Origin of the sequence: Streptomyces sp. NPDC002680 (assembly GCF_042889145.1) — a bacterium.
GTDB lineage: Bacteria > Actinomycetota > Actinomycetes > Streptomycetales > Streptomycetaceae > Streptomyces > Streptomyces adonidis.
In genome coordinates this window covers 96,809-115,975 of the sequence record NZ_JBIAQP010000023.1, presented here as the reverse complement: position 1 = coordinate 115,975, position 19,167 = coordinate 96,809, and the positions used below count along the sequence as shown (strand labels likewise).

Sequence of the window (19,167 nt, the reverse complement as noted above, 5' to 3'; positions counted from 1 at the left end):
GTCGGCGGTCACTGGATAACTACCTTTCGTCCCTCAATGCGATAGCCGTTGCGGGCGAGCCGCCCCACGACATCGACGAGCAGCCTTCGCTCGACTTCCTTGATGCGCTCGTGCAGAGCGCTCTCGTCGTCCTCGTCCCGGATCTCCACCGCGCCCTGAGCGATGATCGGTCCGGTGTCGACGCCGTCGTCGACGAAGTGGACGGTGCAGCCGGTGACCCTGACGCCGTACGCGAGCGCCTCGCGAACACCGTGGGCCCCCGGAAAACTGGGCAACAGGGCGGGATGCGTGTTGACGAAGCGCCCGCCGAACAGGGCCAGGAACTCCTTGCCCACGATCTTCATGAACCCGGCGGACACGACCAGATCGGGTTCGTACGCGGCCACCGCCCCGGTGAGCGCCGCGTCCCACTCGGCCCGGGTCGCGTGGTCCTTCACCCGGCACACGAAGGTCGGCAGCCCGGCCCGCTCCGCGCGCGCGAGCCCCTCGATGCCGTCCCGGTCGGCACCGACGGCGACGATCTCGGCCCCGTAGGCCCCGACACCGGTGGCGGCGATGGCGTCGAGGAGCGCCTGAAGATTCGTACCGGATCCGGAGACCAGCACGACAAGGCGCTTGGCGGCCTGGGGCTCGGCCACGACGGGGCCCTTTCTCGGGGGAGCGTTTGTACGGTCGTACGAATGCTTCGCGCCCCCGGATACGGGGAAGTCTACGAAGCGGCCGACCGCCAGCAACGATACCGGCACACCGGACAGCCCCCACGGGACGGGGGCGTGGCCGGAAGGTAGCGTCTGGGAGGGGCCGGTCCGGGAACGCGGTCGTCATACGGTGCGTTCACTGGGTGACGGCTCACGCCGAAACGGCCCTGACTCCAACCGAAGCTGTAATCAACGAAGCTGTAATCAACAAGGGGAAGACGCTCACTTGATGTCGGACCGCAGCCTGCGACTCCTCCCGCTCACCCCGCAGTCGGTGCTGCTGCGGGAGCGCCCCGCGTCGCCGCCCGACGCGCCCTCGGGCAAGAAGAACGGCGACCAGGGCGACACCGGTGCGACCGGCGACGGGCAGGAGAGCGCGGCCCAGGACGACAACCCGTTCGCCCCACCGCCGGAGGGCACCCCGGACCAGCCCTGGCAGCCCCGGCGTCCGGCGGGCGACGACTCGTCCGACGACAGCGGGCACGGGCACTCCCCGTGGGGCAACCAGTGGAGCGACCGGCAGCCCGGCCGTTCCCCGGGCGGCTTCGGCGACCGCTCCGGCCGCCAGGGCGGACAGGGCGGTCCCGAGGGACCGGGCGACGGCCCGGGCACCAACCCGCGCTGGGACCCGACGGACCCGGCCCAGCGCCGCGCGCGGTACGCACTGCTGTGCGGTATGTGGGCCTTCTTCTTCGCCCTCTTCAGCTGGCCGTACGTGGCGCTGCTGCTCGGCGCGCTCGCCCTGCACTGGGGCATCAGCGCCCTGCGCACCAAGCCCCGCACCCCGAACCCGGACACTCCGGCACCGCCGCCGGGCGCGCCCGGTAGCGGTCGGCAGCAGCGGACGGCCGCGATCAGCGGGCTGGTCACGGCATCCCTGGCGCTCGCCATGGTCGCCGTGACGTTCAGCCTCCAGTTCGTCTACCGCGACTACTACACGTGCACGAACGACGCCCTCACGAACACCGCGAAGAAGGCGTGCGACGACCTGCTCCCGAAGGAACTGCGGGACGTGTTCGGCACGAACGGCTAGCCACGGCTGCGGATACGGCTACGTCTACGGCTGTTTCTCTTCCGGCTTCTCCGGCTTCTCCGACTCCTCCGGCTCATCCGGCGGGGGTGTCGCCGACGCCTCCTTGAGTGCCGCCCAGCGGGCCTCGCGGGACGCGGTGTCGTACCAGGGCGAGAGTGACGACGCGGGCGACGGCGACGGCAGGTCGAGGGGGAGGAAGTCGTACGCGGCCTCCGCCTCGTACGGGTCGCTCGCCTCGTACGCGTCGTCGGCGGTGGCGGCGGCCGCCCCATGCTGCTTCTTCGCCCCGGCGGGCGCCGCCGAGGGCCTCAGCTTCAGCGTGCCGATGTCGGTGCGGGTGCCTGCGCCGGCTCCTGTGGCCTTCGGGCGTCGCTCGCGCAGCCGCCATGCTCGCAGCCCCACGGCTGTCGGTACGGCGACCGTCGCCGTCCACGCCAGCGTCGCCGCGCCCGTCTGCCACCAGCCCGGCCCGATGTGCGCGAGGGCGTCGCTGCCGAGCGGACCGCCCGCGAGCCCGGCCAGCGCGGCCAGCGCGCCCGCGCACAGGACGGCGGCGAGGCCGGCGTTCGCGGCGGTACGCCAGCCCGACCAGGACGCCCTTCCCCCGCCGGGGGCCGCCGCCCGTGCCGTGAACCAGGCCAGCGTCAGCCCGGCCGCCACCGGTACCCCGGCGACCGCCCAGGTCAGCGGGGTGCCCGGACCGGCGTCCGGTACCGCCGCCAGCAGCGGGAACGGCGGCAGCAGCGGCGCCGGATCGGAACCCAGCGGGCCCGTGACCCGGCCCGCGCCGAGCACGAAACCGGGCCCGAGGGCATAGGCCGCGCCCCACAGGGCCGCGTTCGGAATCAGGGCGAGACAGAGCAGCAGTACGGCGATCCGCCCCGACCACGCCTCCGTCAACTGGAGGAAGGAGGCCCGGGCGGCTCCGCCATGCCCCACCAGCGACACGGCCACGAGCAGCGCCCCGCCCCCGACGAGCACGGCCGTACCGGCCCCGGCGGCCCGCCCGACGGCCAGGACCCGGCCCCGCACCTCCGGGTCCAGGATGCGCCGGCGTACCCACCTGGGCAGCAAATACAGCACCCGTGGCGACAGGGGCGCGCACGGTCGGCCGTACGCCGTCCACACCCCGGCGCCCGCCGCCGCCATGGCGAGCAGCGGCACGCATACGGCCGTCCAGGCCCAGTCGGGACGCAGCCCGCCCCCGGCCGCGTACAGCGCGACGCCTCCGCCGACGGTCAGATACCCGGCGACGACCCCGAGCCAGGCAGTGCGGGCGGGAACGGGGGGCGCGTCCCCCGTCGCGCCCTCCTCCTCCGGGCCCTCGGCTGCGTCACGGGCGGCGCGGTGCAGCAGCCACACCGGGAGGGCGAGCAGGAGGAGGGGGGTGACGCCGACGGGGGCGGGGGCGCCGGTGATGCCGTCCGCGCGGATCAGTTCGGCGCCGTGGGCGAGGAGCCAGAGGGCGGCGGCGATGTGCAGTGCGCCGTCGGGTCCGCTGTCCGGGTAGGGCGAGCTGATCCACAGCCCCATCACGAGCACGGCGAACGAACCGAGCCCGAGCCCGGCCGCGACCGCGCCGCCGAGCAGACCCGCGCCCAGCCCGGGAGGACGGTCACGCAACCGGTCGCGGACCCGGTCCCGGACCCGAACGCGCAGGCGCGGGGACAGAGGCAGTGGCAGGAAGGGAAGCCGGCGGCCGGTCGTCTGGGTCACGAGCGCCATGCTCCCAACGACACGCGCTTTCCGGGCGTAACAGGCGAACTTACGACGTGTCACTCAAAATGCATTTTATGTACCTTTTCGCGCGAAGGGGTCTCCGGTGACGCAGAGCCCCACCATCCCGCTGCCTCCACCTTCCGAACGCCGACGCCTGCGCGAGTCCCAGTCACTGACGCAGGCTCAGGTCGCCGAACGGGTGGGCGTCAGCCGCGAGACGGTACGCGCGTGGGAGAACGGCCGTACGACACCGCGCGGACGCAAGGCACAGACGTACGCGAGCCTGCTGGCGGCGGCGCCGGCGGCGACGCCCGTGGAGGACATGACGGCCCTGACGCCCGCTCAGGCCTTCGACGCGCTCTACGCGTTCTGCGCCCCCGCCCTCGTACGGCAGACCTATCTCCTCACCGGGCGCCGGGAGTTGGCGCGCGAGTCCGTCGAACGGGCGTTCCAGCTGGCTTGGCATCGCTGGCCCGAGGTGGCGGTGGACCCGGACCCGGCGGGCTGGGTCCGCGCCATGGCGTACGACTGCGCCCTCTCCCCCTGGCACCGCTTCCGCGCCCGCCACCGCCACCCGGAGGCCCCGCCCGCCGACCCGACCGACCGCGCGCTGCTCTCCGCGCTCCTGAAACTCCCCCCGCCGTACCGCCGCACCCTGCTCCTGTACGACGGTGTGGGCCTGGGCCTACCCGAAACGGCGGCGGAGACGGAGGCGAGCACCCCGGCAGCGGCGAACCGCGTCCTCCACGCCCGCGAGGCGGTGGCGGCCCGGCTACCGGAGTTGGGGGACCCGACCCACCTCTCGACCCGCCTGTCGGGCCTGGCCACCCACGCCCGCCTACGAGCCGCCCGCCCGTCAGCCGTCCGCGCGGGCAGCGAACGCCGAGCCCGCAACTGGACCCACGCGGCGATCGCCTTCACCATCGCCCTGATCGGCGCCACCACGTTCACCCTCCACACGTCCCCCACGCACTACGAGCCGGCGGTGGCCCCCGGCGCATCGGTCCAGGGGATCCCCCCGATCCCGGCCCCGGGCCCCTTGTCCCGAACAGAACTGACCCTCCGCAAGAAGCTGAGGGGCGAGACCGAGAACGGCCCGGAGAGGGTGACACCGGAGATGCGATAGCCCTCGACGACACCTTGTCGCGGACAGCCGTCCCACACCCACCCACCCCGCCCGGCCTGGACACCCAGCCCGACTGCGGGCAGCAGCCACCCACCCGGCTGCGGGCAATCGTCCCGCACCCACCCACCCGCCTAGCCGCGGCCACCCCCGCCCGCCCGACTGCGGCCAGCCACCCGACTGCGGGCAGCAGCCACCCGCCCGGCTGTGGGCAGTCGTTCCGCTGGGGCGGAACGGGTGGGCACAGCCACCGACTCCGGGTACCCGGTGATCCCACGGCACCTGTACCGACGCCAGTGGGCCCGCCCCCGGCAAGGGGAACGGGCCCACAGACGTTCAGCTCAGTACCGCCAAGGAGGCATCAGCCGGCGAGCAGCTCGCGCGCCAGCTTCGCCGTCTCGGTCGGCGTCTTGCCGACCTTGACGCCGGCGGCCTCAAGGGCCTCCTTCTTGGCCGCAGCCGTACCCGACGAGCCCGAGACGATGGCACCGGCGTGGCCCATCGTCTTGCCCTCGGGCGCGGTGAACCCAGCCACGTAACCGACAACCGGCTTCGTCACGTTCTTCGCGATGAAGTCCGCGGCGCGCTCCTCCGCGTCACCACCGATCTCACCGATCATCACGATCAGGTCGGTGTCGGGGTCCGCCTCGAACGCGGCCAGCGCGTCGATGTGCGTCGTACCGATGACCGGGTCGCCACCGATACCGACGGCCGACGAGAAGCCGATGTCCCGCAGCTCGTACATCATCTGGTACGTCAGCGTGCCCGACTTCGAGACCAGACCGATGCGGCCCGGCTTCGTGATGTCGCCCGGGATGATGCCGGCGTTCGACTGACCCGGGGTGATGAGCCCGGGACAGTTCGGGCCGATGATCCGGGTCTTGTTGCCCTTCGACTTCGCGTACGCCCAGAAGGCGGCGGAGTCGTGGACGGCGATGCCCTCGGTGATGACGACCGCGAGCGGGATCTCCGCGTCGATCGCCTCGACCACGGCGGCCTTGGCGAAGGCCGGCGGTACGAAGAGGACCGATACGTTCGCGCCCGTCTTCTCGATCGCCTCGGCGACCGTGCCGAACACCGGGATCTCGTTGCCGTCGATGTCGACGGACGTGCCCGCCTTGCGCGGGTTCACACCACCGACGATGTTGGAGCCGTCCGCCAGCATGAGCTTGGTGTGCTTCATGCCCGTGGCACCGGTCATGCCCTGGACGATGATCTTGGAGTCTTTGTCGAGGAAGATAGCCATGGCTGTGTCTGTCCCTCTTCCTTACTTCGCAGCCGCGAGCTCGGCGGCCTTGTCGGCCGCACCGTCCATGGTGTCCACGCGCTGGACCAGCGGGTGGTTGGCGTCGGAGAGGATCTTGCGACCCAGCTCGGCGTTGTTGCCGTCGAGGCGGACGACGAGGGGCTTGGAGACTTCCTCACCCTTGTCCGCGAGCAGCTGCAGCGCCTGCACGATGCCGTTGGCGACCTCGTCGCACGCGGTGATGCCGCCGAAGACGTTGACGAAGACCGACTTGACGTCGGGGTCGCCCAGGATGATCTCCAGGCCGTTCGCCATGACGGCGGCGGAGGCGCCACCACCGATGTCGAGGAAGTTGGCCGGCTTCACGCCACCGTGGTTCTCACCGGCGTACGCGACCACGTCGAGGGTGCTCATGACGAGACCCGCGCCGTTGCCGATGATGCCGACCTCACCGTCGAGCTTGACGTAGTTGAGGTTCTTGGCCTTGGCGGCGGCCTCCAGCGGGTTGGCCGCGTCCTTGTCCTCAAGGGCCGCGTGCTCCGGCTGACGGAACTCCGCGTTCTCGTCGAGGGAGACCTTGCCGTCGAGGGCGATGACCTTGCCGGAGGCGACCTTCGCGAGGGGGTTGACCTCGACGAGGAGGGCGTCCTCCTTGATGAAGGTGTCCCACAGCGTCACGAGGATCTCGGCGACCTGCTCCGCGACCTCGGCCGGGAACTTCGCCTGCGCGGCGATCTCACGGGCCTTCTCGATGCTCACGCCCTCGTTGGCGTCGACCGGGACCTTCGCGAGGGCCTCGGGGTTCTCCTCCGCGACGACCTCGATCTCCACGCCGCCCTGGACGGACGCCATGGCGAGGAAGGTGCGGTTCGTACGGTCGAGGAGGTACGAGACGTAGTACTCCTCGACGATCTCGGGCGCGGTCTCGGCGATCATCACCTTGTGGACCGTGTGGCCCTTGATGTCCATGCCGAGGATGTCCGTCGCGCGGGCGACGGCCTCGTCCGGGGTGGCGGCGAGCTTCACGCCGCCGGCCTTTCCACGCCCACCGACCTTCACCTGCGCCTTGACGACGGACTTGCCGCCCAGGCGCTCGGTCGCCGCGCGCGCCGCCTCAGGCGTGTCGATGACTTCACCGGCCAGCACCGGTACACCGTGCTTGGCGAAGAGGTCCCTCGCCTGGTACTCGAACAGGTCCACGCGCGTCCGTCCCTATCAGTGATCTCGCGGTTCGTTGGATGCGTGGGCGTGCCGCGAAGGGCAACGTGACGTCCGCTGTGTCACAAGGGTGGCGCACACGGTGTCCGAGCGCGCGGCATGTCCGTCTCGCAGGTTATCGCCGCACCCCGCAGGTCCCTAAATCAGGAATCACACCTGAGCGGTGATACCTGTCACAGAGTGCCATTCACGGCCGTCGGCGGACCCCTGTGCGGGCGCTCGGGAGGGGCTTAGATGCGGTTACGGGTGCAAAGGTGAGGCCTCACCGGGCTGGGGTAGGCCCGGTGAGGCCTCTGGAAGGCCCGCCAACGGCTTTGACGGTCCTCCGGCAAGCGGTCCCCACCCCTTTGGGAGCCACTCACCGCCGTCCGCCGGGCCCGCCCCGCCCGGACCGATGGCATTCGGCCGTACGGGGCTTTCCTGACGGAGTCCGAAAGATCCGCACGTCAGGCGCGCGGAAGTCGGGCGTACAGGGGTCGTGTGTGCAGGGATCAGGCGTACGGAGGCCATGCGCGCGGACGTCGGTTGCGCGAAGGTCGGGTGCGCGGAAGGCGGTCACCGGACTGGCACTCCGTGCAGTCGTCGCAGGCTCCGTTCACGTCACGCACGGCGCGAATTCACGCGCACGGGGACGGAACGGAGAAGGTCCCCGGTCCTAACCGGGGAAGACAGGAACGGCCCGGTACCTGTCCCGGGCCTCGACACCGGCGGCGACCGGGGCGACCCCCGGTACGAGCCGCACCGGCGCCCGCCGGCTCAACGCGACGGCATGCGCGTCGCCGTGCCCAGCACCGTGCCGGGAGCCACTGGCCTCGACGACCGCCCGCTCACCGAGCGCCCCGTTCGGCACCCCGCCCGGCAGCCCACCGGGCACCTGCCGCACAGCCACCCGTGAGACGGGCCCACCGCCCTGCGCGACGCTGCCGCTGTCCACGACCGACCGGACGGCGAACCGGGGCCCGTGGGCAACTCCGCCCTGGTGCGTCCGGAGAACGGTCGTCGGCAGGCTCTTCTCCGGCAACGAGGGAGAAGTGGGGGAGGCGGGCGAGGCAGGAGAAACGGACGACGCTGGAGGAACGGGCGCGGCAGGGGAAGAGGGGACGGTGGGCGAGGCGGGCGCACCCGGAAGCACGGGAAGGTCTGGGAGTCCCGGAAGCGCAGGCAACGTCGGCACTTGCGCCGTTACCTCCGCCAGCTTCTCGGTGACGGTCTCCACCAGCCCACCGACCGGCTGTACGACCTTGTCGACGGTTTCCTCGACGGCGGACGGCACAACCGGCTTGACCGGCACTACCGGCTTGACCGCCTTGACCGGCTCGGCCAACGAATCCGTCACCCGCAGAACCTGGTCCTGAACCTGTCCGAGGGGCAACGGCGCGCCCTCCGCCGCATGCGCCCGCTCCCCGCACAGGAACCCGAACACGAACAACCCGCCCACCAGCACGGCCACTTGCAGCGCACGCCGCCCTACCGCCGTACGCGTCACGCGCAGTACGGCAATGGACAGGGCGGCTGGCCAGTTCAAGGGGAGGGGCCTCCGGGCGGCGGCAGGACTGGGTGGGCGCCGATCCTCGCACGCCCCTCCCGAGGTCGCGCAAGCCCCCCGTACCGATGCTCACTCATGTCCGTTTTGCCGACCGGAGTCGCCCCCGCCCCACTCACCTCACTCGGTGTCGGGTATCGGCAGCGGACGCTTCTCGATCGCCGCGGCCATGATGTCCGGGAACAGATCGGGCGTGCAGGCGAACGCCGGTGCGCCCAGCGCCGCGAGTGCCGCCGCGTGCTCCCTGTCGTACGCGGGCGCCCCCTCGTCCGACAGCGCGAGCAGCGTCACGAACTGCACCCCGGACGCCTTCATCGCGGCGACCCGCTTCAGCATCTCGTCGCGTATGCCGCCCTCGTAGAGGTCGCTGATGAGCACGACGACGGTCTCGGCGGGCCGGGTGATCTGCGACTGGCAGTACGCGAGCGCCCTGTTGATGTCCGTACCGCCGCCGAGCTGCGTACCGAACAGCACGTCCACCGGATCGTCGAGCTGGTCGGTGAGGTCGACGACCGCCGTGTCGAAGACGACGAGCCGTGTGTCGATCGACCGCATGGACGCCAACACGGCTCCGAACACCGACGCGTACACCACCGACGCCGCCATCGACCCGGACTGGTCGATGCAGAGGACGACCTCCTTCTTCACCGACTGCGAGGCACGCCCGTAGCCGATGAGCCGCTCGGGCACGATCGTGCCGTACTCCGGGAGGTAGTGCTTGAGGTTGGCCGCGATCGTGCGGTTCCAGTCGATGTCGTGATGGCGCGGCCTGCTGATCCGGGCACTGCGGTCCAACGCCCCGCTGAGCGTGGCCCGGGTCCGAGTGGCGAGCCGCTTCTCGAGATCCTCAACGACCTTGCGTACAACGGCCCTCGCCGTCTCCTTCGTCGTCTCCGGCATCGCCTTGTTGAGGGAGAGCAGCGTGCCGACGAGGTGGACGTCCGCCTCGACCGCCTCCAGCATCTCGGGTTCCAGCAGCAGGGCGGAGAGCCCGAGCCGGTCGATGGCGTCCCGCTGCATGACCTGGACGACGGACGACGGGAAGTACGTCCGGATGTCGCCGAGCCACCGCGCGACCGACGGCGCGGACGCCCCGAGCCCCGCCGAACGGTCCCGCCCTCCGCGCCCCTTGGTCCCGTCCCCTCTGCCGTAGAGCGCGGTGAGCGCCCCGTCCATGGCTGCGTCCTGCCCGGAGAGCGCGCACCCGGTACCGTCCGCCGCGTCGCCCCCGAGCACGAGCCGCCACCGCCGCAGCCGCTCCTGTGCCGGATCGACCGACTCGGTCACCGTCGTCATGTCCCCACCCCCACAAGGTCGTTGTCGTGGAGCCCCTCGGCCCCCAGCAGCAGTCGCAGCACCGGCAACACGGCATCCGCCCGCCGGACATCGAGGTCGGGCGCGAACCCCGGCACACCGGCGGCCCCGGCCACCGCACTCCCCCGCTCGCCCGGACCGCGCCGGACCAGTTCCCCCAACGTTCTGCGCACCCCGGGCTCGTACGCCGAGAAGGTGCGCCTCAGCAGCGGCAGCACATCGGTGAACGCCTCCGCCGGCACCCCGGTGAGCCAGGCGTCGACCAGCCCGAGCAGCCGCCCGTCGTGCACGAGCAGCATCCCGCCCCCGGAGCCGCCCCCGACGAACCCCTCGATCCACGCGGCCGCGTCCCCCGGCGCCGTCCCCGGCGACAGCACGAGCCCCATGAGCACGGCCGCCTCGTCCTGCGCCAACTCCCCATCGTCCAACAGCAACCGAACGGCCCGCCCACGCACCACCCCGGCCACACTGTCCCGCGCGGACAGAACCCGGAGCACGGAGTGCCAGCGCTGCCGCAACTGGCTGGGGTTACCCGGCACGGCAACATCCGCCGCAGCATCCGCGTCGACGCCCGCAAGACCCCCCTCGGCCCCAACACCGTCCCCACGGCTCCGCAACTCGCCGCGCTGCTCCGGCGCGGAGTCACCCGCCACGGTGTCAGCGTCGGCATTCGCAGGACCGCCAGGAGCCTCGGACTCTTCGGACTCCCCGGAGCCGGGGATGCTCGCGGGGATCCCGGTAGCGCCGCCCGCGGGTACGCCGTCCCCGGAGGCCCCGACAGCAGCCGTACCACCTGCCGAAGACAGCCCCGGTGCCGGAGCTGTGTCCGTATCCGGCGCCGGAGTAGGTGCCGCCGCCTCGCCGAGCAACCCCACCGCCCCGTGCACCGCGTCCACATGGCGCCGCATCTCCTCCGCCGCGTCCGTGTCGAGCGCGGCGCAGGCCGGGGGCAGGCCGACGAAGACGCGTTCGGCGAGGCCTGCCGCGACCTCGGCCAGCGCCTGGGTGTCCGTGCCGCGTACGTCGCCGTAGCGCAGGGACCGGACCAGTGCGGGCAGAGCCTGGGCGAGATGGCCCACGTCCGCGTCGAGGGCCGCCCGGTCGGCGAGGACGCGCATCACCACGGGGAGCGCGTCGGACAGTTCGGCGAGCAGACAGCGCTCGGCGAGTGCGGTCACGTCGGCCAGCGAGCCCGCTCCGACGGCGTCGGCCTCCGCCCTGGCGGTCGCCGCCGAGAGCACGGTCGTCCCCCACACACCGGCCTCGGCGACCCGTACCGCCAGCTCCGGCTCCCACCGCAGCCGCCACGTCTCCCGGAACGTCCCGGTGCTGCCGCGCGACGCCGCCGGTTCGCCCCAGCCGATGCCGAGCAGTCGCAGCCGGTGCAGCAGCCGACTGCGCGCGGCGTCGGTCTCCTTGCGCAGGTCGAGTTCCAACTCCCGTTCCAGCGCCTCCGGTTTGAGCCGCAGCCGGCGCTGAAGCCGTGTCAGGTCCCGCTGCAACGGCACGGCGGGCGCCGACTCCGGGACCTCCCCGAGGACGTCCCCGACGACAAGCCGGTCCTGCACCAGGGCCAGCGGTACGTCCGACCCTTCACACATCACCGCCCGCATGGCATCGGTCGTCTCGGTCAGCCCCGGCAGCGGGCGCCCCCGCATCGCGGCGAGCGTCTCCGCCAGCCGCACCGCCTCGATGACGTGCGCCGAGGAGACCATCCTGTCCTCGTCGCGCAGCAGCCCGGCCACCTTGGTCATCCACCGCTCGACCGGCCGGTCCCGGGCCCCGAACAGATGCCCGTACCAGCCGGGCGAGTCGATGCCCGCCCCGTACCCGCTGGCCCGCGCCAGCCTGCGATGCGTCCACGGCACCCAGGTCACGTCCACCTTGACCTTGGGCAGCCCCTTCAGCAGCGCCCGGTCGGCGGCGACGGCACCCTTCCGCCGCAGCGCGGGCACATGCCAGGCCCCGCACACGACGGCCACCGCCGCGTCCCCGAACTCCCTTTGCGCCGCCCGCACCTGGAGCCGCATGTACGCCTCCCGGACCGGATCCCGGTCGTGGCCCCCGGTCCCGTACACCTCCCGCAGCGCGCCCATGGCCTCTTCGAGCACCTCGAAGGGAGCGAACGCGTCGCCATCCCCCACCCCCCGGTGCTCGACGACGTCCTCCCACCAGCGCTCCGGATCGTCGTAACCACCGGCCCGCGCGAGCACGGCGAGCGGATCGACCCGCACCTCGGCCTCGGTGTCCGTGTCCGTGTCCGTGTCCGTGTCGGAGGCCGGATCGCCGACGCCGTCCCCCTCCTCCCTCGTCCCGCCCTCCTTCTCCTTCTCGTCCTTCTCCTCCTCGCTCCCCCACGCCAGCGTGTGCGTCGCGGGAAGGTCGATGAAGCGGGCGGGTACCCCGTGGTCCAGGGCCCAGCGGATCGCCACCCACTCCGGGGAGAACTCGGCCAGCGGCCAGAACGCCGAGCAGCCGGGTTCGTCCACCGCGTGGGCCAGCAGGGCGACCGGCGGTCGCATGTCCTCGTCGGCGGCCAGCGGGATCAGGGCGTCGGCCTCGGGCGGCCCCTCGATCAGTAGGATCGCCGGCCGCGCCGCCGCCAACGCGGCCCGCACCGCCCGCGCCGACCCGGGCCCGTGATGCCGCACACCGAGCAGCAGGGGCCCTCCGCCGGACCTCCCACCACGGTCCTCCCCCTCGACGTCCGTCACACCAGCCCCCTCTTGGGCCACAGCGTGTCGTCGTCGCCGTACGCCCCGCTCACCGCACCGACCTCCACGGACACCGAACCGCCTCCCACCGACATCGCGTACACCCGCCCCCGTACACCCGCACCAACCATGCAGTTCACGCGCTCACCTCCCGGCACGCCCGGTAGAAGTCCTTCCAGCCGTCGCGTTCGCGGACCACCGCCTCCAGGTACTCCTGCCAGACGACCCGGTCGGCCGCCGGATCGCGGACGACGGCGCCGAGGATGCCCGCGGCGACGTCGGAGGCCTGCAGGACGCCGTCGCCGAAGTGGGCCGCCAGGGCCAGGCCGTTGGTGACGACCGAGATCGCCTCGGCGGTGGACAGCGTGCTGCTGGGCGACTTCAGCTTCGTACGGCCGTCCGACGTGATGCCGTCGCGCAGTTCACGGAAGACGGTCACGACGCGGCGGATCTCGTCGACGCCGTCCGGCACGGCCGGCAGGTCGAGCGAGCGGCCGATCTGGTCCACCCGGCGCGAGACGATGTCGACCTCGGCGTCGGCGCTCTCGGGCAGCGGCAGCACGACCGTGTTGAAGCGGCGGCGCAGGGCGCTGGACAGCTCGTTGACCCCCCGGTCGCGGTCGTTGGCCGTGGCGATCAGATTGAACCCGCGAACCGCCTGCACCTCCTGCCCCAACTCCGGTATCGGCAGGTTCTTCTCCGACAGGATCGTGATCAGCGTGTCCTGTACGTCGGCCGGGATACGGGTCAGTTCCTCCACCCGGGCCGTCATCCCCTCCGCCATCGCCCGCATGACGGGGCTGGGGACGAGGGCGGCACGGCTCGGACCGTGCGCGAGCAGCTCCGCGTAGTTCCAGCCGTACCGGATCGCCTCCTCCGGTGTGCCGGCCGTGCCCTGGACCAGCAGCGTCGAGTCGCCGCTGACCGCCGCCGCCAGATGCTCGGACACCCAGGTCTTCGCCGTGCCGGGAACGCCGAGCAGGAGCAGGGCACGATCGGTCGCGAGGGTCGTGACGGCGACCTCGACGATGCGGCGCGGGCCCACGTACTTCGGTGTGATCACCGTGCCGTCCGGCAGGGTGCCGCCTTGCAGATACGTCGCCACGGCCCACGGCGACAGCTTCCAGCGTGCCGGGCGCGGACGGTCGTCCTGCGCTGCCAGCGCCGCGAGTTCGGCGGCGAAGGCGTCCTCGGCGTGCGGCCGCAGTTCTTCCGTCTTGTTCGCGTGAGCGGACTGCTCTCGACTCGGGTCGACGGATGTCGGTTCAGCGGAAACAGGCATGGCTCGGTCCCCCTCCAGCTCGGCCGGTCTTGGCCCGTTCGGATCTGGTGACCACACTGCACCACGCCACTGACAACGCGTTCTGACCTGTGAAAACGCCATGTCGAGGGTTGAGCGGTGATCGCTGCGAGGACCGATTGTCAGTGCCGGGACCTACCTTCGATGTCATGACTCAGCAGGGGGTGCGCTGGACGGCGGATCAGGTGCTGGCACTGGCGCCTGACGTCTCGTCACGCAAAGCGGGAAGCAAACTCGGCGCGGCCGGACCGTGGTCCGAGGCCGGCAGTTCTGACGAGGGGACGGTGTGGGGGCTGTGCAAGGGCAGTGGCAGCAAGCCGTATCAGACGGTCGTCGACATCGCGGACGCCACCGGGCCCGCGTACAAGTGCAGTTGTCCGAGCCGCAAGTTCCCGTGCAAGCACGCCCTCGGGCTGCTGCTGCTCTGGGCGGGCGGGGACGGCGCGGTGCCGCGAGGGGAGGCGCCGGGCTGGGCGGAGGAGTGGCTGGCGGGGCGGCGGAAGCGTGCGGGAGAAAAGCGGGCGGCGGAGGCAGGTGGCTCCGGGTCCGGTGATCCGGAGGCGGCGCGGCGCAGGGCGGAGCGCCGCGCCGAGCGGATCACGGCCGGGGCGACGGAGCTTGAGCAGCGCCTCGCCGACCTGCTGCGCGGTGGCGTGGCCACGGCGGAGCAGGCGGGGTACGGGCTGTGGGAGGAGACGGCGGCCCGCATGATCGACGCGCAGGCCCCCGGACTGGCCTCGCGCGTAAGAGAGTTGGGGGCGATCCCGGCGTCCGGTCCGGGCTGGCCGATGAGGCTGCTGGAGGAGTGCGCGCTGCTCCACCTCCTAGACCAGGGCTGGCTGCGCCGGGAGGAGCTGCCGGACGGTCTGGCGGCGACGGTACGGTCCCGGATCGGCCTGCCCGGCTCGGCGGACGGCCCGCCGGTACGCGACCAGTGGCTGGTCCTCGCCCAGTACGAGACGGCCGACGCCCGCCTGACGACCCGCAGAATCTGGCTGCACGGCACGGAGTCGGGCCGCACAGCCCTGCTCCTCTCGTTCGGAGCGGCAGGCCGCGCCCCCGAACTGGCGCTGCCGGTCGGCCTGGCGTTCGAGGCAGAGGTCTCCGCGTATCCCGGCGCCGGGCAACAGCGCTCGGCCCTGGGCGAGCGATTCACCGCACCCGCGCCCACGAACGTACGTCCGCCGGGAACGACAACCACGCAGGCGGCGGAGCGCTACGGGGAGGCACTGCGCGCCGACCCCTGGCTGGACTCCGTCCCGGTGACGCTGGACCGGGTCATACCCGTCCCGGCCGGCGACTCCTGGCAACTGGCAGACGCCGAAACCGACTTGGCACTGCCCCTGTCCCCCTCCGCCATCGCCCACCCCGGCCTGTGGCGCCTGATCGCCCTCTCGGGCGGCGCCCCGGTGACGGTCTTCGGCGAATGCGGCCACCAGGGTTTCACTCCCCTGACGGCCTGGCCGGCGGGCACGGCGGACCAGGCGGTACCGCTGTGCTGAGACAGCGCGACACTCCCCGACGCCCCGCCCCCACCACTCCCGACCGACGAAAGGGAACCTCATGAGCGGCAGCAGGGCCTCCGCCCCCGAGGGCGCGTCTTCCCCGGGCACGCCCAAGGCGGGCGGTAGCTGGGAGGAGCTGGTCACCGCGGCGCTGCTCGGCACGGAGCGGCGTACTCCCCCGGGCTGCCCGCCGGGCGTACACGCTCCGGTCGCGCTGCTCGACGCGGCGGCCGTGGAGACCGTACGGCGGCGGGCGGGGCTGCGGCCGGCTCGGGCGGCGACGCATCCGGAGCCCGCCGTGGCGGACCCTCGTCCGCCGCTGCCTCCGGCGGCCGCCCGCAGGCTGGCGATGCTGCTGGCCGACCGGCCCGGCACGCCCGGCGGCAGCGGTCGCCGGGGCACGGCACCGGATCTGATGGAGCTGCTGCCCCAGTGGCTCGCGGCGGCGAACACGCACGGCTTCGCGGCCCCTCCCCAGACGCTGCCCGCGCTGCTCGACGCGGCCAGGGGGCGTACGGATCTCCGTCCGGCGGCGCTGGAGTTCGCGGGCCCGCGCGCGCTGTGGTTGGCCCGGCTGAACACGGACTGGCGGTTCGCCCTGCGTTCGGCGCCGGGCGGGGGCACGGCCCTGCCCGCCGCCGACGAGACCGAGCGGATCCAGCAGCTGTGGCAGGAGGGCCTGTTCGCCGAGCGCGTCTCCCTCCTCGCGGCGATACGCGCGCGGGAGCCCGCCGCCGCCCGGGAGCTGCTGGAGACGACCTGGCCGACGGAACGCGCCGAGGACCGGCTGATGTTCCTCGACTCGCTCCGCACCGGCCTGTCGGCCGAGGACGAGCCCTTCCTGGAGCGGGCGTTGGCCGACCGCAGCCGCAACGTCCGGGCGACGGCCGCGGAGTTGCTGTCCGCACTGCCCGACTCGGCGCTCGCCGCGCGAATGGCGGTCCGCGCGGGAGCGTGCGTGGCCGTCGACCACACGAACGGCGTCGGCCACACCGACAGCACGGCCGCCGGCAAGCGCGGTACGAGTGGCGGGCCCTCGCGTGCCGTCGAGGCACCGCCCGAACTCGACGCGGGCAAGGAACGCGACGGCGCCACCGGCGAGGGCGACACTAAGGGCACGCCCGCGCTCGTCGTCGAGGCTCCGCACGAGTGCGACGCGGGCATGGAGCGCGACGGCGTCGTGGCCAAGGCCCCGGCGGGACGCGGCGAACGGTCCTGGTGGCTCGGCCAGTTGGTGGAGGCCGCCCCGCTCCGCTCCTGGTCGGAGCGGCTCGGCGGGCGTACCCCGGAGGAGATCGTGGCACTGCCGGTGGCCGACGACTGGCGGGCCGAACTGCACGCCGCGTGGTGCCGGGCTGCGGTCCGGCAACGGGACGCCGACTGGTCCCGGGCTCTCCTCGGCGCACCCTCGACACCCGAGGCCGGCGGACCCGGCGCGGTGTCCCTGGCGGAGCGGGCGAAGCTCCTCGCGACGCTGGATCCCGCCGAACGGGCCGAGTGGGTCGCGGGGTTCATCGCGACACACGGCCTGTCGGAGGCGTTCCAGCTGCTCGGGGTGTGCGCGGTGCCCTGGGCTCCGCCGCTCGGGCGGGCAGTGGTCGACGCACTCAACATCGCCCGGGACGCGGGAAGTTACCCCTGGAGCTTCAGCGGGGTGATGGGCCTGGCGGAACGCTGCCTCGACCCCTCCGAGGCCGGCCGCCTCGACGGCCTGCTGGCGGTCCCGGACGAGGGGGAGGACGCGTCACCGGGCGCGGGAAGCTACTGGGCGGAGGCGTTCCAACGCCTCGTGGGTACGTTGCGCCTGCGCGCGGCCATGGCGGAAGAACTGGCGACGGGCGGAAGGGAGGGAGGGGCCTGAACCACGACCAGGAACCACTCGCGCCCCGAGCCACGCACCCCGAACACACGCCTGCCTACGCCCCCGCCGACTCCCGCGCGTTCCCCCGCACCCACTCCACCACCGAAGCCGTGGTCGCCCCGGGCGTGAAAATCTCCGCGACCCCCTTCTCCTTCAGGGCAGCGATGTCCGCCTCGGGAATGATCCCGCCGCCGAAGACCTTGATGTCGGCCGCATCCCGCTCAGCGAGGAGGTCGATCACGGCGGCGAAGAGCGTGTTGTGGGCGCCGGAGAGAACGGACAGGCCGATCGCGTCGGCGTCCTCCTGGATCGCGGTGTCGACGATCTGCTCGGGGGTCTGGTGGAGCCCGGTGTAGATAACCTCCATACCGGCGTCCCGCAGCGCCCGCGCGATCACCTTGGCGCCGCGGTCGTGCCCGTCGAGCCCCGGTTTCGCCACCACCACACGGATCGGACCGCCGGCCACACCCATCACTGCCTCCACGAAGTGCATGAAGTGAACGAACGTTACGTCCAGCATCCCGCAACCCGCAGTTTCGCGACGATCGGCGAGGGGGAAATCACACGGTGGGACACGTTCGCCGCGCACCGCTGCCTTCACCGGAGCGGAGCAAGGGGAGCCGCATCGAGGTCGTCGCACCACCGCGCCGCGAGCCGCGCGCCGTGGCGGTGCGGTGGCTCGGAGATGGCACGAAGGGCGGAAAGGGCACGACAGCGGGGAGCTTCGTCGCCATACGGCAAGGAGCACCTCCACCCCTTGGCGTCACACACGCCGCACGCCCCCTCGTACACCACCGACGCCACCACCGGCCGCCCTCGGCGCGACCCCCCACTAGGGCACACGGGGGACAGAGAAGTCCTCCCGCGTGCCGACAGGAGGTCGGCCATGAAGGTCATCCGGGCAGTACAGCCGCTGCTGCCGCTCTGCGAGCGCGTCCTGCCGAGCAGGCTGGCGGGGCTCTCCATCGCCCTCCTGAAGGCGACCGCCCTGGAGATCGCGATCCTGGCGGGACATCTGCTCCTCTATCCGTCGGGCATCACCCAGGAACGCCGGGCCACGGCCACAGACCCCGCCACCTCCTCCACGCTCCCCGAGACCCCCGCCCCCACCCACCTGCCGACGCAGCCGAAACCCCCGGTCGTCCTCCTGCACGGCTTCATCGACAACCGCTCCGTCTTCGTCCTGCTGCGCCGTTCCCTCGCCCAGCACGGCCGACAGCAGGTCGAGTCGCTGAACTACTCCCCGCTGACCTGCGACATCCGCACCGCGGCCGAGCTGCTCGGCCGGCACATAGAGGAGATATGCCGGCGCACGGGCCACCCGCAGGTGGACATCGTCGGGCACAGCCTGGGCGGCCTGATCGCCCGCTACTACGTGCAGCGGCTCGGCGGCGACTTCCGCGTCCGTACGCTCGTCACCCTCGGCACCCCGCACTCCGGCACCCGGGTCGCCCCACTGGCCGACGCGCACCCGATCGTCCGCCAGATGCGCCCCGGCTCGCAGGTCCTCGAGGAACTGCGCCTGCCCGCGCCCGGCTGCCGTACGCGTTTCGTCAGTTTCTGGAGCGATCTGGACCAGCTGATGGACCCGCCGGAGACGGCCTGCATCGACCACCCGGACCTGCTGGCACAGAACGTGCAGGTCACCGGGGTCGGCCACCTCGCCCTGCCCGTGCACCCGGCCGTCGCGACCGGCATAAGGCAGGCCCTCGACCAGAGCGACGCTCCCGTCGTCACCGGAGCGCAGACCGGCGGACTGACCGTGGCGTAACCCCGCGCACAGGCGGCTCAGCACCACCGAGAAGGCGATTCAGCACCGTCGAGATTCGAACAATCTTCGAACGCCAGGCCAAACCCGTGCCCGCAGTCCCCCGAAACACGGCCGAATGCCCG

The 19,167-nt window shown here is 72.4% G+C and carries 15 protein-coding genes; 5 read left to right on the top strand and 10 right to left on the bottom strand.

All coding sequences use genetic code 11. The annotated features are described in order from the left end of the window. Positions 1-8 precede the first annotated feature (8 nt). Positions 9-638, bottom strand: coding sequence for a phosphoribosylglycinamide formyltransferase (gene purN, locus ACFYXF_RS43860; protein WP_389358440.1), 630 nt, complete (start codon positions 636-638; stop codon positions 9-11). 289 nt (positions 639-927) lie between these two features. Here purN and ACFYXF_RS43855 point away from each other — a divergent pair, with 289 nt between their 5' ends. Next, on the top strand, positions 928-1,731 hold the full coding sequence (locus ACFYXF_RS43855) for a hypothetical protein (RefSeq protein WP_389358438.1): 804 nt from the start codon (positions 928-930) through the stop codon (positions 1,729-1,731). A 24-nt stretch (positions 1,732-1,755) separates the two neighbouring features. Here ACFYXF_RS43855 and ACFYXF_RS43850 read toward each other — a convergent pair whose 3' ends face one another. Beyond that, positions 1,756-3,456, bottom strand: coding sequence for a DUF6350 family protein (locus ACFYXF_RS43850; protein ID WP_389358436.1), 1,701 nt, complete (start codon positions 3,454-3,456; stop codon positions 1,756-1,758). 97 nt (positions 3,457-3,553) lie between these two features. Between ACFYXF_RS43850 and ACFYXF_RS43845 the strand changes: the two genes are divergently transcribed. Then, the gene (locus ACFYXF_RS43845; protein WP_389358434.1) at positions 3,554-4,576 is read left to right on the top strand and encodes a helix-turn-helix domain-containing protein; all 1,023 of its coding nucleotides are present in this window, start codon (positions 3,554-3,556) and stop codon (positions 4,574-4,576) included. A gap of 358 nt (positions 4,577-4,934) precedes the next feature. Here the strand turns inward: ACFYXF_RS43845 and sucD are convergent, their stop codons facing one another. From sucD to ACFYXF_RS43810, 7 genes are all read right to left on the bottom strand, one after another. Further along, entirely contained in the window at positions 4,935-5,819 is an 885-nt protein-coding gene (gene sucD / locus ACFYXF_RS43840; protein ID WP_389358432.1) for a succinate--CoA ligase subunit alpha, read from the bottom strand. Between the two features lie 21 nt (positions 5,820-5,840). After that, positions 5,841-7,019 carry an ADP-forming succinate--CoA ligase subunit beta gene (gene sucC, locus ACFYXF_RS43835; RefSeq protein WP_389358430.1) on the bottom strand — a complete coding sequence of 393 codons (1,179 nt, stop codon included), beginning with the start codon at positions 7,017-7,019 and terminating at the stop codon, positions 5,841-5,843. Between the two features lie 673 nt (positions 7,020-7,692). Beyond that, positions 7,693-8,562, bottom strand: coding sequence for a hypothetical protein (locus tag ACFYXF_RS43830; RefSeq protein ID WP_389358428.1), 870 nt, complete (start codon positions 8,560-8,562; stop codon positions 7,693-7,695). A 138-nt stretch (positions 8,563-8,700) separates the two neighbouring features. Beyond that, positions 8,701-9,876 (bottom strand): VWA domain-containing protein, encoded by a 1,176-nt coding sequence (locus tag ACFYXF_RS43825; RefSeq protein ID WP_389358426.1) that lies wholly within the window; start codon positions 9,874-9,876, stop codon positions 8,701-8,703. Continuing rightward, positions 9,873-12,608 (bottom strand): DUF5682 family protein, encoded by a 2,736-nt coding sequence (locus ACFYXF_RS43820; RefSeq protein ID WP_389358424.1) that lies wholly within the window; start codon positions 12,606-12,608, stop codon positions 9,873-9,875. The genes ACFYXF_RS43825 and ACFYXF_RS43820 overlap by 4 nt, the downstream gene beginning before the upstream one ends. After that, positions 12,605-12,748 carry a hypothetical protein gene (locus ACFYXF_RS43815; RefSeq protein WP_389358422.1) on the bottom strand — a complete coding sequence of 48 codons (144 nt, stop codon included), beginning with the start codon at positions 12,746-12,748 and terminating at the stop codon, positions 12,605-12,607. Before ACFYXF_RS43815 ends, ACFYXF_RS43820 begins: the two co-directional genes overlap by 4 nt. Next, complete coding sequence (locus ACFYXF_RS43810) at positions 12,745-13,890, bottom strand: AAA family ATPase (RefSeq protein WP_389358420.1); 1,146 nt, start codon at positions 13,888-13,890, stop codon at positions 12,745-12,747. The genes ACFYXF_RS43815 and ACFYXF_RS43810 overlap by 4 nt, the downstream gene beginning before the upstream one ends. A 167-nt stretch (positions 13,891-14,057) precedes the next feature. On the opposite strand from ACFYXF_RS43810, the gene ACFYXF_RS43805 reads away from it, so the two are divergent. Both ACFYXF_RS43805 and ACFYXF_RS43800 read left to right on the top strand, forming a co-directional pair. Further along, the gene (locus tag ACFYXF_RS43805) at positions 14,058-15,410 is read left to right on the top strand and encodes an SWIM zinc finger family protein (RefSeq protein WP_389358418.1); all 1,353 of its coding nucleotides are present in this window, start codon (positions 14,058-14,060) and stop codon (positions 15,408-15,410) included. Positions 15,411-15,471: 61 nt separating this feature from the next. After that, positions 15,472-17,274: a DUF5691 domain-containing protein gene (locus ACFYXF_RS43800; protein WP_389358416.1), complete on the top strand. Its 1,803-nt coding sequence runs from the start codon at positions 15,472-15,474 to the stop codon at positions 17,272-17,274. Positions 17,275-17,329: 55 nt separating this feature from the next. On the opposite strand, the gene ACFYXF_RS43795 is transcribed toward ACFYXF_RS43800, so the two are convergent. Continuing rightward, on the bottom strand, positions 17,330-17,746 hold the full coding sequence (locus ACFYXF_RS43795; RefSeq protein ID WP_389358647.1) for a cobalamin B12-binding domain-containing protein: 417 nt from the start codon (positions 17,744-17,746) through the stop codon (positions 17,330-17,332). A gap of 414 nt (positions 17,747-18,160) precedes the next feature. On the opposite strand from ACFYXF_RS43795, the gene ACFYXF_RS43790 reads away from it, so the two are divergent. Continuing rightward, entirely contained in the window at positions 18,161-19,045 is an 885-nt protein-coding gene (locus tag ACFYXF_RS43790) for an esterase/lipase family protein (protein WP_389358414.1), read from the top strand. Positions 19,046-19,167 lie beyond the last annotated feature (122 nt).

What these genes read in the sequence shown, in the direction of transcription:
- ACFYXF_RS43850 (WP_389358436.1), bottom strand. Translation starts at nt 3,456, where the DNA reads ATGGCGCTCGTGACCCAGACGACCGGCCGCCGGCTTCCCTTCCTGCCA.
- ACFYXF_RS43800 (WP_389358416.1), top strand. Translation starts at nt 15,472, where the DNA reads ATGAGCGGCAGCAGGGCCTCCGCCCCCGAGGGCGCGTCTTCCCCGGGC.
- ACFYXF_RS43855 (WP_389358438.1), top strand. Translation starts at nt 928, where the DNA reads ATGTCGGACCGCAGCCTGCGACTCCTCCCGCTCACCCCGCAGTCGGTG.
- sucD (WP_389358432.1), bottom strand. Translation starts at nt 5,819, where the DNA reads ATGGCTATCTTCCTCGACAAAGACTCCAAGATCATCGTCCAGGGCATG.
- ACFYXF_RS43805 (WP_389358418.1), top strand. Translation starts at nt 14,058, where the DNA reads ATGACTCAGCAGGGGGTGCGCTGGACGGCGGATCAGGTGCTGGCACTG.
- ACFYXF_RS43795 (WP_389358647.1), bottom strand. Translation starts at nt 17,746, where the DNA reads ATGGGTGTGGCCGGCGGTCCGATCCGTGTGGTGGTGGCGAAACCGGGG.
- ACFYXF_RS43790 (WP_389358414.1), top strand. Translation starts at nt 18,161, where the DNA reads ATGAAGGTCATCCGGGCAGTACAGCCGCTGCTGCCGCTCTGCGAGCGC.
- ACFYXF_RS43810 (WP_389358420.1), bottom strand. Translation starts at nt 13,890, where the DNA reads ATGCCTGTTTCCGCTGAACCGACATCCGTCGACCCGAGTCGAGAGCAG.
- ACFYXF_RS43825 (WP_389358426.1), bottom strand. Translation starts at nt 9,876, where the DNA reads ATGACGACGGTGACCGAGTCGGTCGATCCGGCACAGGAGCGGCTGCGG.